The organism is Phenylobacterium sp. Root1290 (assembly GCF_001425305.1).
Classification (GTDB): Bacteria; Pseudomonadota; Alphaproteobacteria; order Caulobacterales; family Caulobacteraceae; genus Phenylobacterium.
This window is the reverse complement of record NZ_LMEE01000005.1, coordinates 97,233-112,719: the sequence shown is the minus strand read 5'-3', so window position 1 is coordinate 112,719 and position 15,487 is coordinate 97,233. Positions and strand designations below refer to the sequence as shown.

17 protein-coding genes and 2 tRNA genes are annotated in these 15,487 nt (G+C 69.0%); 2 read left to right on the top strand and 17 right to left on the bottom strand.

The window, feature by feature from the left end:
- Nucleotides 1-105 precede the first annotated feature (105 nt).
- Nucleotides 106-564, bottom strand: a complete 459-nt coding sequence (locus ASC79_RS19810) for an Lrp/AsnC ligand binding domain-containing protein (RefSeq protein WP_369817342.1) — start codon at nt 562-564, stop codon at nt 106-108.
- A gap of 124 nt (nt 565-688) precedes the next feature.
- Between ASC79_RS19810 and putA the strand changes: the two genes are divergently transcribed.
- On the top strand, nt 689-3,766 hold the full coding sequence (putA, locus tag ASC79_RS19805; protein ID WP_056026436.1) for a bifunctional proline dehydrogenase/L-glutamate gamma-semialdehyde dehydrogenase PutA: 3,078 nt from the start codon (nt 689-691) through the stop codon (nt 3,764-3,766).
- Between the two features lie 57 nt (nt 3,767-3,823).
- On the opposite strand, the gene ASC79_RS19800 is transcribed toward putA, so the two are convergent.
- The 4 genes from ASC79_RS19800 to exbB all read right to left on the bottom strand — a co-directional run bounded on the left by ASC79_RS19800 (nt 3,824) and on the right by exbB (nt 6,149).
- Nucleotides 3,824-3,900 (bottom strand) — tRNA-His (locus ASC79_RS19800).
- Between the two features lie 167 nt (nt 3,901-4,067).
- Nucleotides 4,068-4,778 (bottom strand): energy transducer TonB, encoded by a 711-nt coding sequence (locus ASC79_RS19795; protein WP_056026433.1) that lies wholly within the window; start codon nt 4,776-4,778, stop codon nt 4,068-4,070.
- Nucleotides 4,779-4,791: 13 nt separating this feature from the next.
- On the bottom strand, nt 4,792-5,223 hold the full coding sequence (locus tag ASC79_RS19790; protein WP_056026430.1) for a biopolymer transporter ExbD: 432 nt from the start codon (nt 5,221-5,223) through the stop codon (nt 4,792-4,794).
- A gap of 5 nt (nt 5,224-5,228) precedes the next feature.
- Nucleotides 5,229-6,149 carry a tonB-system energizer ExbB gene (exbB, locus tag ASC79_RS19785; protein WP_056026427.1) on the bottom strand — a complete coding sequence of 307 codons (921 nt, stop codon included), beginning with the start codon at nt 6,147-6,149 and terminating at the stop codon, nt 5,229-5,231.
- A gap of 791 nt (nt 6,150-6,940) precedes the next feature.
- Here exbB and ASC79_RS19780 point away from each other — a divergent pair.
- Complete coding sequence (locus ASC79_RS19780) at nt 6,941-7,459, top strand: DNA-deoxyinosine glycosylase (RefSeq protein WP_056026424.1); 519 nt, start codon at nt 6,941-6,943, stop codon at nt 7,457-7,459.
- A gap of 24 nt (nt 7,460-7,483) precedes the next feature.
- On the opposite strand, the gene rpiB is transcribed toward ASC79_RS19780, so the two are convergent.
- From rpiB to murA, 12 genes are all read right to left on the bottom strand, one after another.
- Nucleotides 7,484-7,933, bottom strand: coding sequence for a ribose 5-phosphate isomerase B (gene rpiB, locus ASC79_RS19775; protein WP_056026421.1), 450 nt, complete (start codon nt 7,931-7,933; stop codon nt 7,484-7,486).
- Between the two features lie 147 nt (nt 7,934-8,080).
- Nucleotides 8,081-8,156 (bottom strand) — tRNA-Phe (locus tag ASC79_RS19770).
- Nucleotides 8,157-8,253: 97 nt separating this feature from the next.
- Nucleotides 8,254-8,418: a DNA gyrase inhibitor YacG gene (yacG, locus tag ASC79_RS19765; protein ID WP_056026418.1), complete on the bottom strand. Its 165-nt coding sequence runs from the start codon at nt 8,416-8,418 to the stop codon at nt 8,254-8,256.
- The gene (locus ASC79_RS19760; RefSeq protein ID WP_056026415.1) at nt 8,415-9,452 is read right to left on the bottom strand and encodes a ribonuclease E/G; all 1,038 of its coding nucleotides are present in this window, start codon (nt 9,450-9,452) and stop codon (nt 8,415-8,417) included. Before ASC79_RS19760 ends, yacG begins: the two co-directional genes overlap by 4 nt.
- Nucleotides 9,449-10,030 carry a nucleoside triphosphate pyrophosphatase gene (locus ASC79_RS19755; protein WP_056026701.1) on the bottom strand — a complete coding sequence of 194 codons (582 nt, stop codon included), beginning with the start codon at nt 10,028-10,030 and terminating at the stop codon, nt 9,449-9,451. The genes ASC79_RS19760 and ASC79_RS19755 overlap by 4 nt, the downstream gene beginning before the upstream one ends.
- Before the next feature lie 16 nt (nt 10,031-10,046).
- Nucleotides 10,047-10,265 (bottom strand): translation initiation factor IF-1, encoded by a 219-nt coding sequence (gene infA / locus ASC79_RS19750; RefSeq protein WP_012522747.1) that lies wholly within the window; start codon nt 10,263-10,265, stop codon nt 10,047-10,049.
- Between the two features lie 120 nt (nt 10,266-10,385).
- Complete coding sequence (locus ASC79_RS19745; RefSeq protein ID WP_056026412.1) at nt 10,386-10,847, bottom strand: low molecular weight phosphatase family protein; 462 nt, start codon at nt 10,845-10,847, stop codon at nt 10,386-10,388.
- A gap of 5 nt (nt 10,848-10,852) precedes the next feature.
- Nucleotides 10,853-11,332 carry a UPF0262 family protein gene (locus ASC79_RS19740; protein WP_056026411.1) on the bottom strand — a complete coding sequence of 160 codons (480 nt, stop codon included), beginning with the start codon at nt 11,330-11,332 and terminating at the stop codon, nt 10,853-10,855.
- A 150-nt stretch (nt 11,333-11,482) separates the two neighbouring features.
- Entirely contained in the window at nt 11,483-12,106 is a 624-nt protein-coding gene (locus tag ASC79_RS19735; protein WP_056026408.1) for an SH3 domain-containing protein, read from the bottom strand.
- Nucleotides 12,107-12,237: 131 nt separating this feature from the next.
- Nucleotides 12,238-13,518 carry a histidinol dehydrogenase gene (hisD, locus tag ASC79_RS19730; RefSeq protein ID WP_056026405.1) on the bottom strand — a complete coding sequence of 427 codons (1,281 nt, stop codon included), beginning with the start codon at nt 13,516-13,518 and terminating at the stop codon, nt 12,238-12,240.
- 39 nt (nt 13,519-13,557) lie between these two features.
- Nucleotides 13,558-13,977, bottom strand: a complete 420-nt coding sequence (locus ASC79_RS19725; protein ID WP_056026397.1) for a DUF2948 family protein — start codon at nt 13,975-13,977, stop codon at nt 13,558-13,560.
- 1 nt (nt 13,978) lies between these two features.
- Entirely contained in the window at nt 13,979-15,268 is a 1,290-nt protein-coding gene (gene murA, locus ASC79_RS19720; RefSeq protein ID WP_056026394.1) for a UDP-N-acetylglucosamine 1-carboxyvinyltransferase, read from the bottom strand.
- Nucleotides 15,269-15,487 lie beyond the last annotated feature (219 nt).

The following is a 15,487-nucleotide window of genomic DNA, read 5'->3' as shown; positions in this document are numbered from 1 at the left end:
TTTACTTCCCCTCTCCCCTCGGGGAGAGGCCGGGTGAGGGGGCCAGCGCCCCTCCCCCTCACCTAACCTCTCCCCGAGGGGAGAGGGACCCCACACGGAGTTGCCCTAAACCGGCAGCTCCGTCACCGACTTCACCTCTTCCAGCACCGCATAGGTCCGCGTCTCGCGCACGCCGGGCATGCCGACCAGCACGTCGCCAAGGAAGCTGCGATAGGCCTCCATGTCGCTGACCCGCGCCTTGATCAGATAGTCGAAGCCGCCCGCCACCATGTGGCACTCCAGGATTTCCGGCGTCCGCAGCGCCGCCTTGGCGAACTCGCTGAAGGTGTCGCCCGTTGTACGGTCGAGCTGGACCTCCACGAAGATCAGGAGCGCGCGGTCGATGGCCTTGGGATCGAGGATGGCGGCGAAACCGGTGATCACCCCGCGCTCGCGCAGCCGCCGCACCCGGTCCGAGCAGGCCGAGGGCGACAGGTGGCACTGCTGGGCCAGGTCCAGGTTGCTGATCCGGCCGTCCCGCTGCAAAGCCCGCAGCAGCCGCCGGTCGGTGTCGTCCAGCTGCACGTTGTCCGCCAAATTAACCTCCGCCCTAAAATTCGTGCGGCCAATGCCCACGATGTCCGTCGGACATTCGGCATCATAATCGATACGCCGGACGACAGGAAACAACCCCACGAAAGCTCCGCCCATGACCTCCTGGACCGCCCTGGACGACCTCGACGCCAAGTATCGCGACGAGACGCAGGCCGTGACCGCCCTGCTCGCCGCGCGTCCGTTGAGCGGCCAGCAGCAGATCACGATCCGCGCCCAGGCCGAGAACCTGGTCCGCACGGCCCGCAAGGCGGCAAATCGTCAGGGCGTGGTCGAGAGCTTCCTGCAGGAGTTCAGCCTCGGGACCCGCGAGGGCCTGGCCCTGATGTGCCTGGCCGAGGCGCTGCTGCGCACGCCCGACGCCGAGACCCGCGACCGGCTGATCGCCGAGAAGATCGGCGGCGCCGATTGGGCCAGCCACCTGGGCCAGTCCGACAGCCTGTTCGTCAACGCCTCGACCTGGGGGCTGATGCTGACCGGCAGGATCGTCGACGTCGACGAGGACGCCCGCCGCGACCCGCCGGGCTTCCTGCGCCGGCTGGTCGAGCGGATCGGCGAGCCTGTGGTGCGCAAGGCGGTGGCCCAGGCCATCGGCATCATGGGCGAGCAGTTCGTCCTTGGCCGCACCATTGAGGGCGCCCTCAAGCGCGCGGCCAAGGAAGGCCAGGTCTGCTCGTTCGACATGCTGGGCGAAGGCGCGCGCACCGCCGCCGACGCCGTCCGCTACGAGCAGGCCTACGCCGACGCTCTGGAGGCCGTGGGCCGCCATTCCAAGGGCGCTGGACCTGAGGCCGGCCACGGCGTCTCGGTCAAGCTCTCGGCGCTCTCACCGCGTTACGAGGCGACGCATGAGGACCGCGTCTGGACCGAGCTTTATCCCCGGGTGAAAAGGCTCACCCTGATCGCCGCCAAGCACGACATCAACTTCACGATCGACGCCGAGGAGGCCGACCGCCTCACCATCTCCCTCAAGCTCCTCGACCGCCTGGCCCGCGACGCCGACCTGGGCGCCTGGCGCGGCCTTGGCCTTGCGGTCCAGGCCTACCAGAAGCGCGCCCCCCTCGCCGTCGCCCGCGTCGCCGAGATCGCCCAGGCCAGCGGCCGGCGGCTGATGGTCCGGCTGGTCAAGGGCGCCTACTGGGACAGCGAGATCAAGCGCGCCCAGGTCAACGGCCGGCCGGACTATCCGGTGTTCACCACCAAGGCCGCCACCGACCTCTCCTACCTGGTCTGCGCCCGCGCCCTGATCGCAGCCAGTCCGCACGTCTACGCCCAGTTCGCGACCCACAACGCCCACACCCTGGCCGCGGTCGACGCCATGGCCAAGGAGGCCGGGGTGAAGATCGAATTCCAGCGCCTGCACGGCATGGGCGAAGCGCTCTACCGCGCCGCCGAGACGCTGCGCGACGGCGCGATCGTGCGCACCTACGCCCCCGTCGGCGGCCATGAAGACCTGCTGCCCTACCTGGTCCGCCGGCTGCTGGAGAACGGCGCCAACACCTCCTTCGTCCACGCCCTGCTCGACGAGCGCGTCCCCGCCGAGGACGTGGTCGTCGATCCGGTCGTCGCCGTCGAAAAGGCCGGCGTCGGCCCGCACCCGAAGATCCCGCGCCCCGCCGACATCTACGGCGCCGAGCGCAAGAACTCCGCCGGCTTCGACCTCTCCATCCCCGACGAGGCCGCCCGCCTGCACCACGCCGCCCGCGCCCTGCAGCCGCTGAGCGCCGGCCCCGCGGCGGGCGAGGCGCAGACCGTGTTCAGCCCCTCACAGACCAACGTCGCCGTCGGTCATGTCCGCGAGGCCTCGGTCGCCGAGATCGACGCCGCCTTCGCCGCCGCCCGGGCCGCCCAGCCGGCCTGGAACGCCCTGGGCGGCTTCCGCCGCGCCGAGGTGCTGCGGGCCATGGGCGAGGCCCTGGAGGCGCACGCCGAGCGGCTGATCGCCATCTGCGCCCGCGAGGCCGGCAAGACCCTGGCCGACGGCGTCGCCGAGGTGCGCGAGGCGGTCGACTTCTGCCGCTACTACGCCCACCTCGCGCAGACGAAGTTCGCCGGTCCCGAAACGCTGAAGGGCCCGGTCGGCGAGACCAACAGCCTGGAGCTCCATGGCCGCGGCGTCTTCGTCTGCATCAGTCCGTGGAACTTCCCGCTGGCCATCTTCACCGGCCAGATCGCCGCCGCGTTGGCCGCGGGCAACGCCGTGCTCGCCAAACCTGCCGAACAGACCCCGTTGATCGCCGCCCAGGCCGTCGAGCTGTTCCATGCGGCCGGCCTGCCGCCCGCCCTGCTCGCCCTCCTCCCGGGCCGTGGCGAGACCGTCGGGGCGGCGCTGACCGCCCACCCGGACTGCGACGGCGTCGCCTTCACCGGCGGGACCGACACCGCGCGGCGGATCAACCAGACCCTGGCTGCGCGCCCCGGCCCGATCATCCCCTTCATCGCCGAGACCGGCGGCCTCAACGGCATGTTCGTCGACACCACGGCGCTGAAGGAGCAGGTCGTCGATGACGTGGTGCTCTCGGCCTTCGGCTCTGCGGGCCAGCGCTGCTCGGCCCTGCGCATCCTGTTCCTGCCGCACGACACCGCCGACCTGATCATCGAGACCATCAAGGGCGCCATGGACGCCCTGGTGATCGGCGATCCGGCCGATCCCGCCACCGACGTCGGCCCGGTGATCGACGAGGAGGCCCGCTCGGCCCTCGCCGCCCACCTCGCGCGCCTCGAGCGCGAGGCCAAGGTCCTGCATCGCCTGGAGGCTCCCAAGACCGGGACCTTCTTCGGCCCGGTCCTCGCCGAGATTCCTTCGGCGCGGTTCCTCGAGCGCGAAGTCTTCGGGCCGATCCTGCACATCGTTCGCTATGAGCCCTCCGACCTCGCCAAGGTCGCCGGCGAACTGGCGGGCCAGGGCTATGGCCTGACGCTGGGGGTGCACTCGCGCATCGACGCCTTCGCCCGCGAGGTGCGCGGCCTGGTCCCCGCCGGCAACGTCTACGTCAATCGCTCGATCATCGGGGCCGTGGTCGGCGTCCAGCCCTTCGGCGGCGAGGGCCTGTCGGGCACCGGCCCCAAGGCCGGCGGTCCGAACTCGCTGTCGCGCTACGCCATCGAGCGGGCGGTCAGCGTCAACATCACCGCCCAGGGCGGCGATCCGGCCCTGCTGAACCTCAGCCTCTGAGCCACGCCGGGAAAGCAAAAAGCCCGGGGCGACGCCCCGGGCTTTTCTGTCTGGCGATGGTACCACCTCTCGGATTCGAACCGAGGACCTCTAGAGCCACAATCTAGCGCTCTAACCAACTGAGCTAAGGCGGCGCATCGCAAGGCGGCTCTTCTAGTCGCACAGCGCCACGCGATCAAGGGTCCGTGCCTGCGGCCAAGCGAACTTCCGAAAGATTTTCGAGGCCCTGCTCGAACGGGCAAAGAAAAAGCCCCGGAGCCGAAGCTCCGGGGCCTGATCTTTAGGTCGGGTCCTGAGGGCTTTAGCCCTTCGGAAGCACGAAGCGGATCGGGATCCGCACGGTGCCACCCTCGACGGGCGCGCCGTCTTGGGTCTTCGGACGCATCCTGAACAGCTTGCTCAGGCGGATAGCGGCCGATCCGAAGTCCTGGTCCGCCGGCTCTTCCGAGACGACTTCGCAGTTCTCAAGGCTTCCCTTCGCCGTCACCGAGCAGCTGAGCGTGGCTCGGCCCTCGATGTTCATCCGCATCGCACGGTCCGGATAGTACCGCGCGATGTCCTCGCCCGAGGGACGACGAGCCCAGTCCGGGTTCGTAATCACCGACGGACGCGGCGGGGCCGGCGGGGCGGCCTTCGGCGGTTCCGGCGTTTCGATCCGCTTCTCAACCGGCGGAACCGGCAGAGGGGGGATCTGCGGAATGTCAGCCGGCACGTTCACCGGAGGCCGCGGTTGCAGCTTCGGCGGAGGCGGCGGCGGCGTGTTCGGCGGCGGCGGCGGGGGCGGCGGAGGCGGCGGCGGCGCGGGCTTGATGATAGCCACGTCCGTCACATCATCCGAATACTCCCGATACTTGGGCTCGAACCTCGACTTGTACAAATAGTAGCCAAGTGCGGCGTGCACGATGATGGAGCCAACAATGGCGATGGTGACGCCAGTGTTACGCTTCTTCTTCGGCTCGTCGAAGACACTGCGCTCGTGATGTTCGTGGGTAGTGTCGGTGGTTTCAGCCATTCGTCACCCCCTTCTAGTTCTTGTCTTCGCCGATCAGGGCCACGCTGTAGAAACCGTTGTCCTGAAGCATATTCATGACGCCCATGAAGTCCCCGTAGAGGACGTCCTTGTCGGCGCGAATGAAGATGCGTTCCTTCTCCGGATTACGTTGCCCGATCGTGCTGCGCAGATTGTCTCCGATATCCGACATCTCCACGCGGGTGTCACCGATGTAGATGGTGCCGCCAGCCTGGATGCTGATGTAGACGGGTTTCGGAGGGTTCGTAGATGGTTTGGCGACCGCGGGCGGAAGATTAACTTGCACGGTCACGGCGGCCATGGGCGCCGCAACCATGAAGATGATCAGGAGCACCAACATAACGTCCACGAAGGGCGTAACGTTGATTTCGCTGTTAGCGTCGACCGCGTACCTGCCACCCCCAGAACCTGAGAGTTTGGCTCCCATGTGGGTTACGCCCCTTTGTCGAGCTGCCGCGAGATGGCGTTCATCAGTTCAGCAACGAAGCCTTCCGTACGCGCGCCGTAAGCCGAGATGCGGGTCTGGAAGTAGTTGTAGAAGATAACGGCCGGGATAGCGGCGAACAGACCAATACCGGTGGCGAGCAGCGCTTCGGCGATGCCGGGGGCGACGACGGCCAGGTTGGTCGTGTTGGTGTTCGCGATGCCGATGAAGGAGTTCATGATGCCGTAAACGGTACCGAACAGACCGATGAACGGACCACCCGAGCCGACCGAGGCCAGGAACTGCATGCCGCTCGACAGACGCTTGCCGAGGTTGGCTTGAACCGCGCCGACCGCGGCTTCAGCCCGGTGCAGCGTCGTTTCGCGGTGCGTGGTGTTGACGGCCAGGCCAGCCTGACGCGACAGCTCGACTTCTTGGGTCGCCGCGGCGGCCATGTCGGCCAGCGGGTTGCCTTCGAATTCGTCCGACAGGGCGATACGGCCCATTTCGTTGACCGACTTGGCGCCGCGGAAAGCTTCGACGAAGCGGTCCGAGGATTTGTTCAGCGAGCTGAACTCGAGCAGCTTGGTGACCAGCAGGGTCCAGGAAAGGATCGAGGCCAGGACCAGGCCGATCATGACGACCTTAACGACCGGTTCGGCGTCAAGGAACATCTGCATGACGGTCAGCTTGCCGGCATGTTCGATTTGAGCCGGGGCGACGTCTTCGCCCGTGGCGGCGGCGGCGTCGGCGGCCGGAGCAGCCGTAGCAGCGGCGTCAGCCGCGGGGGCGGCCGGAGCGGCCGCAGCGTCGGCGGCGGCCGGAGCGGCCGGAGCGGCGGCTTCCTGCGCGAACGCCGGCGCGCTCGCCATCAGCGCAACGGCGCCAATGAGAGCGATGAAAGGGGTCTTTCGTTTGTTGTCGAGCATCTGTCGCCAGTTCCTGATTGGTCTAGCACGTTTGGACCGAAGGGTCGTCGCGCGAGAGCGTCTCCCACCCTAACTAAATAGCCCGTCGCCCTGTCTGGTCGCCCAGTCAAAGCGCGAGAGCCGCTTCGCTGCGCCCGACCCTGGCGCCGTCTTCCACCTGCGTGAAACCGGGCGTTCGGATACGGGAGCGAGATCGAGCTTCCCGAGGGGAACCCGAAATCTTACCGCAATGTTAGACGTGCGGCAGGGGTCCTTTGGCAACCCCTATTCCAAGCGTCAAGAGGCCATGCTGAGGGGTGCGACCCCAAGAAGTCTGGGGGAATGCGCGGTATGTTGCGCCGCACAACGCGCTAGCCAAGTAAAGCGCGGCGAATTTCTACTTCTGGCGCACAAATAATGCTGCATCGCAGCATGCGCGGCGGAACGTCGGTCTTAAAATAACCGTCGGCAGCCCGGTCATTCGGCGCCGGTGCGCTTCAATTTCAGTCATCGACCTGTCGCGCCGGGGAGATGAGAGTCAGCGCCTCCCGAGTCAACCAACGTTCGGCGTTTGCAGGCCTAAGACCCGCCAGGCGTGTCGCCGGCGCCATGGCCCAGCCGTCAGTCGGCGCTGGCCCGCCCGATGCAGATTCGGCCCCATAACCGCAGGGCTTGGCCCCATTCCGAAAAAGAAGCGGCCCGCGCGGCCGTCGAAACGCAAAAAATGGCGGCGAAATCGCCGTCGCGGCCTTCCAGACCGCATCGGAGGGGGAATCGCCGCCGGCTGGTCCAGGCGCCGCGCCTGGGCGATCATGGGCGCCATGCCCGCGCCTCCAGCCGCCCCTCGCAAGGCCTCCTTCGCCCCCGTCGCCGACCAGCGCACCCGCCTGCTTGTGCTGGGCAGCCTGCCCGGAGAGCGCTCGCTGGCCGCGGCCCAATACTACGCGAACCCGCAGAACCAGTTCTGGCGGCTGATGGAGACGGTCGTCGGCGGCCAGCTCGTCGCCCGCCCCTATCCCGAGCGGCTTGAGGCCCTGCTCGCTGGGGGCGTGGGGCTCTGGGACGTGGTCGGCTCGGCGGTCCGCGCCGGCAGCCTCGACACCGCGATCCGCGACCACCAGTCGAACGCCCTGCCCGAGCTCTGCGCCCGCCTGCCCGCCCTGCGCGCGGTCGCCTTCAATGGCGGCAAGGCGGCGAAGCTCGGCATGACGATCCTGGCCGGCCGCACGGACCTCGCCCTCATCGCCCTCCCCTCCAGCAGCCCAGCCCACACCATCGGGTTCGCGAAGAAGCGTCAGGCCTGGGAGGTGCTGGGCGGCTATCTATCCTGAGCGCCCCAGTGCGACGTCGAAGGCCTACGCCTCCAGCGCCGTGATCATCTCCACCCGCGGCGCATGCCGACCGCCCTCGAACTGCGCGGTCAGGAACGCACCGACGATATCGAGCGCCAGCCCCTCGCCGACCACGCGCGCGCCGATCGACAGCATGTTGGCGTCGTTGTGCTGGCGGATCATGCGGGCCGAGAAGGTGTCGGCGCAGACGCCGCAGCGGACGCCCCTTACCTTGTTGGCCGCCATCATGATGCCCTGGCCCGTGCCGCACAGGATGATCCCGAACCGGCAGTCGCCCGACACGACCAGCCGCGCCGCCGCTTCGCCGTGCTGGGGATAGGGCGTGCTCTCGGCCGTCGCCGGGCCGATGTCGACCGCCTCCCAACCCAACGTCGCAATGTGAGCGGCGATCGCCTGTCGGAGCTGAATGGCGCTGTGGTCGCTGGAGAGGACGATGCGATTGTTGGCGGTCATCGAAGTCGTCCCCTCTGGCGCAGCGGTCAACCGCTCGGCCGCCTTGGACCAGACAGCCTAAGCGCAGTCAATTTCCGGACGCGCGCAGATAGATCCCAGACAGCAAGCCACGTGCTGCGTGAACCATCGAAATCATTGAGGGGAAAGTGGTGCCTGGGGGCGGATTCGAACCACCGACACGCGGATTTTCAATCCGCTGCTCTACCAACTGAGCTACCCAGGCCCGAGCCGTTCCGATCAAATCGGAGGGCGAAAGCAGGTCCCGCCTGCGCGGGAGCCGCGTCTATAGAAGAGGCGTCCGCGCCTGTCCAGCGGCGGATTCAGTCTTCTTCGCTTCCGTCGCCCTGCGCGTCATCGTCCGCCGACGGAATGGCGTAGCGGCCGCTCAGCCAGCGCTGCAGATCGACGTCCGCGCAGCGCTTGGAGCAGAACGGGCGATACTCCTGTTCGGCGGGCTTGCCGCAGATCGGACAGGGCGCACTCATGCCGCCCTCACCTCGATCCGGGTTCGGGCCAGGCCCTCCTGCGGGGAAATCTTGAACCGCGCGCCGATCTTGCCGGCCAACTGTTCGGCATACGGCGCGGCCGCCTTGGCGACCGACGGGGCGCAGGTCGCCTCCAGCCGCGCGCCTGGCTGGCTGGCGCCTTCCGTCTCGATCGCGCGGATCAGGCGCAGCGCCAGCGTCAGGTCGCTCAACGCCCCGCTGGCGTCACAGAGAATATCGGTCAGCGGCGGGGTGCGCCGCGGAATGGTCATCTCCATGGTGCCGAACCGCCCGACCGGACCGATCGCGACACCTGGATTGTCGGGCCCGAACGCCGCCCGCGCCGCGGTCAGCAGCGCATTGCCGTCGTGGCCGCGCCCGACCAGGTCGAACACTACGATGCCGCCCAGGCCTTTCAGCCGCAGCAGCCGTGCGCCCTGCGCCAGCGCCGCATGGTTCGCCGCGCGAGTGACCCGCTTGACGTCGTTGCCCTTGCGCTCGCCGATATCGACGTCGATGGCGACCAGCGCCCGCGTCGGCTCGATGGCGATATCGCCGCCGCCGGGCAGCTTGTGAACCACCTGCAGCGCCTCGTCCTGCGCCTCGTCGGCGGCCAGCCGGGCCTGCCGTCCTTCGATGATTTCGACGTCGCGGGCGAAGGCGGCGAGCTGTTCGGCCAGGCTCGGCGCCGCGCTCAGCAGCTTGGGCGGGCCCTGCGCCGGGCCGATCGCCCGCACGGTCGCCAGCTTGCCGTCGCGCGGCTCGCTGCGAATCTCGACCTCCAGCGAAGCGCCCTCGACCGGCCGCGAGTCGGGCTTGAACGACAGCAGCGCCTCGACGCCGCCCAGGTCGACGAAGGCCGACGCAAAGGCCGGCTCGACCTTGCGCACGCGTCCAATGTGCCGCGCGCCTAGCCGGGTGCGCGTATCGCCGCCGTCGCGCTCGATCAGCAGCCGCTCGGGCGCGCCGTCCAGCATCACCACGCCGCGGCTCTCGCCAATCCCGCGATCAAGAAAGAGGGTGCGCTCGCTCATGCCCGCACAAATCCCACGCCGCGCAGAAGGTTCAGCGTCTCATAGAGCGGCAGCCCGACGACCGCCGGATACGATCCCTGGATCGACATCACGAATGCTCCAGCATGGCCTTGGATGCCATAGCCGCCGGCCTTGCCCAGCCCCTCGCCGCCGTCGAGATAGGCCTCGATCTCGGCGTCGGTCAGCCGCTTGAAGTGCAGGCGGGTCTCGACCAGCCGGCTGGCGGACTTGCCGCCCGGCCCGTGCGCGGCCACGCCGGTCAGCACCTTGTGGGCGCGGCCCGACAGCAGCTCCAGGCAGCGGCGGCCCTCTTCGCGGGTCTCCACCTTGGGCAGGATGCGGGTCCCCACAGCGACCACCGTGTCGGCGGCCAGCACAAAGTCGTCCGGGCGAGCCTGCGCGACCTTCGCGGCCTTGGCGACCGCGAGGCGCAGCGCCGTCAGGCGCGGGGTCTCGGTCTTGAGCGGGGTCTCGTCGATCTCCGCGGCGATGATCTCGTCGGGCTCGAGCCCGACCTGGCGCAGGAGATCCAGCCGCCTGGGACTTGCTGAGGCCAGCACCAGGCGCTGCGGCGTCATCTTGGCCAAGCGGCCTCTAGCGGACGCGGAAGGTGATGCGGCCCTTGGTCAGGTCATAGGGCGTCATCTCGACCAGCACCTTGTCACCGGCCGAAACGCGGATGCGGTTCTTGCGCATCTTGCCGGCGGTGTGGGCGATGATCTCGTGGTCGTTCTCGAGTTTCACGCGGAAGGTCGCGTTGGGCAGGACTTCACTGACCACGCCCGGAAACTCCAAAAGCTCTTCTTTAGCCATGCAGGCTCCCAAGTGGTGTTTATCGAATCACCAACGGCCCGCGCAGTGTGTCTCGGCGCGAGCCGTGGCGTGCAATCCAATTATAGCGCAGAGGCCTTTACGCTCTCAGCGCCCAGAAGGCTAGCGCGGGAAGCGCTCGGCGATTCTCTTGGCCAGGTGGTCGCGCACCTCGCGATAGGCCGCCATCCGCGCCTCGCGCGAACCGTCGGCCAGCGTCGGATCGAAGGTCGGCCAGTACTCGATCTCGGCGGCGCGGCCCCGCGTCATCTCCACGGCCCGGTGCTGCGCTTCCGGAGTCAGCGAGATCACCAGGTCGAACGAAGCGTCCTCCAACTGGTCGAAGGTCTTGGGCGCGTGGCTCGCCAGGTCGACGGAAATCTCTTCCATCACCGAGCGTACGAAAGGGTCGGCCCCCTCGCCCGGCTCGCCCGGCTCGCGCTTCAGGCCGCAGCTGTCGACATAGACCCGGTCGCCCACCGCCCGCTTCAGCAGCGCCTCGGCCATCGGGGAGCGCACCCGGTTGAAGTTGCAGGCGAAGAGGACGGCGCCCGGAAGCGGGGCGCGCGGCGCTTGCGAAGCCATCCAGCCTAGCCCCGCCAGTGCAGCGCGCAGATCAGCGTGAACAGCCTGCGAGAGGTGTCGAGGTCGGTCTCGACCTTGCCGTTCAGCCGCACCCTGAGCAGCTCCGAGGCTTCGTTGTGCAGGCCCCGGCGGCCCATGTCCAAGGCCTCGATCTGCTGGGGTGAGGAGTTGCGGATCGCCTGGTAATAGCTCTCGCAGATCATGAAGTAGTCTTTGATCAGCCCGCGGAACGGCGACAGCGAGAGGATGTGGCGCTTCTCGTAGGTCGGGCCGTGCACGTCCAGCACCAGCCGGTTCTCGATCAGCCCCATGCGCAGGTCATAGGGGCCGCCGTCCGCGCCCTCTGGATGGAAATAGTTTTCCTCCAGCAGGTCGAAGATTGCGATCTGCCGCTCCTGTTCCTGGTCGCGCGAAACCGCAGCGAGGGACTCCTCGTCGATCTCAACGGACTGCAGGCGGTGCTTGATACGGTCTTCGTCGGCCATGGCGCTGCGAGAGAGGCTTGCCGGAGCTTTATTGCAAACCGCCCCCTAACGTCATCCTGCCAAGTGCGATCTTGCGCCCTGCGCACAAGAAAAGACGCCCGGCGTGTTCGCCGGGCGTCAGTGGCTCCATGTTTCTGGGCGCCTCAGCCCTTAGTAGCGGGCGTACTGGTATCCAGCGGGCCGGACATAGGCGCCGTGGACATAGCCTACGCCGACGCCGCCCTGGCCGACCAGGATCCATTCGGTGCCGCGCACCCGGGCCAGGGCCTGGAAGCCCTCGCCGGCCCGCAGCGACCCGACGCGGGCCGAGTTGGTGGTCGGCGCGGCCCGCAGGTTCAGCGTCGAGCTGGCGACGAACGAGCCGCCGTCACGCTGGAAGGTCGCCGGAGCGATGTCCCCGTTCAGGCGATAGCCGTTCTGGGTATAGGTCGCCGGGCGATAGCTGGGCTGCTGGGCGTAGCCCTGGGCCGCCTGGTCGCGCTGCATCTTGCAGCCGACATACGAACCGGTGGCCGCGCCGGCGACGGCGCCGATGGCGGTGCCGGTTCCACGGTCGTTCTTGGCCAGGTTCGAACCGGCCGCCGCGCCCAGCAGGGCGCCGATCAGCGCGCCGCCGACCTGCTTGTTGCCCTGCGCGTCGCAGCTGACGATCGAGCCGACCCCGCCGCCGGTCGGCGTGCGGTATTGCTGGGCGTTGGCGGTTCCGACCGCGCTCGCCGCGATCACGCCGGACAGGGCGACCACAGCCAGCTTGCCGTTCATCAGATTGCGCATTGCTGGTCTCCGTCTTTCATCTCTTGGAGGCCGGTGCGGCCCCGATGACGGACAACTTACAGAGCGCTACCTGAACGGCCTCCGGGACGGAATTGACAGGAACTGTTCAGCTTCGGGAACGGCGCGAAGCGCTACTGCCCCAGCCGGATCGCAGCCGAACGCGCGTGGGCCGGCAGGCCCTCGGACTCGGCCAGCGCCACGGTGTGCGGCCCCAGCACCGCGAACGCGGCGGCGTCGCACTTCACGATCGAGGTGCGCTTGATGAAGTCGTACAGCGACAGCCCCGACGAGAACCGCGCCGCGCGGCTGGTCGGCAGCACGTGGTTCGATCCGGCCACATAGTCGCCGATCGCCTCGGGCGTCACCCGGCCCAGGAAGATCGCCCCGGCGTGGCGCACGCGGTCGGACAAGCGCTCGGGATTGTCCATCGCGAACTCGACGTGTTCGGGCGCGATCAGGTCGACCAGGCGCGGGGCCTCGTCCAGCGGCGCGATCACCACCGCCCCGTGGTCGCGCCAGGACGCCGCGGCGTCCTCGCCGGTGGTCAGGGTCGCCAGCTGCTCCTGCACCTGCGCCTCGACGGCGGCGGCGAAGGCCTCGTCGTCGGTGATCAGGATCGATTGCGCGGCCGGGTCGTGCTCGGCCTGGCTCAGCAGGTCGGCGGCGATCCAGTCGGGGCGGTTGGCCCCGTCGGCCACCACCACGATCTCCGAGGGCCCGGCCAGGGCGTCGATGCCCACCGTGCCATAGACCCGCCGCTTGGCGGCCGTGACATAGGCGTTGCCCGGCCCGACGATCTTGTCGACCGGCTTGATCGGCCCTGCGCCATAGGCCAGCGCCGCCACCGCCTGCGCGCCGCCTACGCGCCAGATCTCGGTCACGCCGGCTTCCTTGGCCGCCGCCAGCACCGCCGGCTGCAGGCGTCCGGGCGGCGTCACCATGGCGATGCGCTCGACGCCGGCCACCCGCGCCGGCACCGCGTTCATCAGCACCGTCGAGGGATAGGCCGCGCGGCCGCCGGGCACATAGATCCCGACCGCCTCCAGCGCGGTCCAGCGCCAACCCAGCTCGACCCCGGCCTCATCGACGAAGGCCGCGTCCGCCGGACGCTGGCGGGCGTGATAGGCGGCGATGCGGGCGGCGGCGAAGGCGATGGCCTCGCGCACGGCCGGCGGGCACTGGGCCGCGCCCTCCTCGATCTCCTCCGCCGTGACCCGGATGTTGCTCTCGTCGATCTCGACCTTGTCGAACTGCCGGGCGAAGCGCAGCAGCGCCTCCAACCCCTCGGCCCGCACAGCGGCCAGCACGTCGCGCACGGCGGCGTCGACCTCTTCAGGCGTCTCGCGACGCTCGTCGATGAAGGCGGCGAAAGCGGCTTCGAAGCCGGGCTCGGAAAAGGAGAAGCGGCGCATGCCGCGCTCTTTAGACGCCGCGGCGTTGCGGGGCTAGACCTACGCCTCGTGCCTCGGCGTCCGGGGCGTCGGCCAGGGGGCGCTGACGTCGGCCAGCACCACGTCCAGGCACTCCACCTCGGCCCGCAGGTCGCCGCCGCCGGCGAAGGTGAAGGTCACCGCCCCGCCGGGCGCCTCGCCCGGCTCGAAGGCCACGTCCAGCAGCTCGACCACCGCGTCCTTGGCGTTTCGCCGCAGCTTGCGGGCCTGGACCCTCATCACCCCGCCGACCTGGACGGCCGAGCGCACCCGCTCGCCCCCCTTGGCTTCCCAGCGATAGCGGTTGAACGCCAGGGTCAGCCGGCGGCCGGCCGGCTCATAGGAGATGTCGCCGATCTTGCCGACGGCGTCCTGCAACGCCGCGGCGATCACCTTCAGGTCCTCGGCGTCCTGCGCCAGCAGCCGCATCGCTTGCGTCATCTCAATCCTCAGGCTCGCCGTCGCCGGCGATCCGGCGCACGCTCGCGCCACAGGCGCTCAGCTTCTCTTCCAGGCGCTCGAAGCCCCTGTCCAGATGATAGACGCGGCTGACCATGGTTTCCCCACGCGCGGCCAGGGCCGCGATCACCAGGCTGACCGAGGCGCGCAGGTCGGTGGCCATGACCGGGGCCCCCTCCAGCGTCTCGACCCCGCGCACCCGCGCCTCGCCGCCCTGCACGGCGATCTCGGCCCCCAGCCGCGACAGCTCGGGGGCGTGCATGAAGCGGTTCTCGAAGATGGTCTCCTTGATCACGCTCTCGCCGTCGGCCAGCGTCATCAGCGCCATGAACTGCGCCTGCAGGTCGGTGGCGAAGCCCGGATAGGGGTCGGTCTCGATCTCGACGGCCCTCAGCCGCGATCCGTTGCGCTTGATGGTCATGCCGTCGTCGTGGCGCGTCACCTCGACCCCGGCCTCCTCCATCTTCACCAGCAGGGCGTCGACGAAGTCGCAGCGGGTGTTGGTCAGCCGTACCTCGCCGCCGGCCATCGCCGCGGCCAGCGCATAGGTGCCCGTCTCGATGCGGTCGGGAATCACCGAATGCGTCGCCCCGTGCAGGCGCTGGACGCCCTCGATGACGATGGTCGAGGTCCCCGCCCCCGACACCTTCGCGCCCATGGCGTTCAGGCAGTCGGCCAGGTCGCCCAGCTCCGGCTCGCAGGCGGCGTTGGTGAGCACGCTCGTGCCCTTGGCCAGCACCGCGGCCAGCATCGCGTGCTCGGTCGCCCCGACCGAGACGAACGGAAACGCGATCTCCGCCCCGATCAGCCCGCGCGGCGCCTGGGCGTAGACATAGCCCTCGTGCAGGTCGATCGACGCCCCCAGCGCGCGCAGCGCCTCAAGGTGCAGGTCCACCGGCCGCGCGCCGATCGTGCAGCCGCCCGGCAGCGAGACCTTGGCGTGGCCGGTGCGCGCGATCAGCGGCCCCAGCACGTTGAACGAGGCCCGCATCTGGCGGACCAGGTCATAGGGCGCCAGCGCGCTGACGATCTCGCGGGTGTGCAGGATCGTCTCGGGGCCGTTCTCCCCGTCCTGCTCGACGACCTCGGTCCCCAGGCGGCGCAGCAGCCGCGCCAGCAGCCGCGTATCGGCCAGGCGGGGCATGTTGGTCAGGCGTAGCGGTTCGTCGGTAAGCAGACTGGCCGCCATCAGCTTGATGGCGGAATTCTTGGCGCCGCTGATGGGGATCTCGCCCATCAGCCGTGCGCCGCCGGTAATGGCGATGCGATCCAATCGTGTCCCTCGGCGGGTCCTGGCGCGATGGTCGCGCTTGTCGAACCCTTTGGGCGCTATCTATCGCGCTGCTGCGGCGCCGAAAAGCGGCAGGCCCGTCACGAGCCCCGCCCTCACGAAGCCTTGTCCGAATCGTCCGTCGCGGGAGCAGGCTTGTCGGCCGGTTTGGGCGCGGCCTTGCGCCGCCGGAGGTTGGCCCGCAGCGCCGCCGCCAGCTGC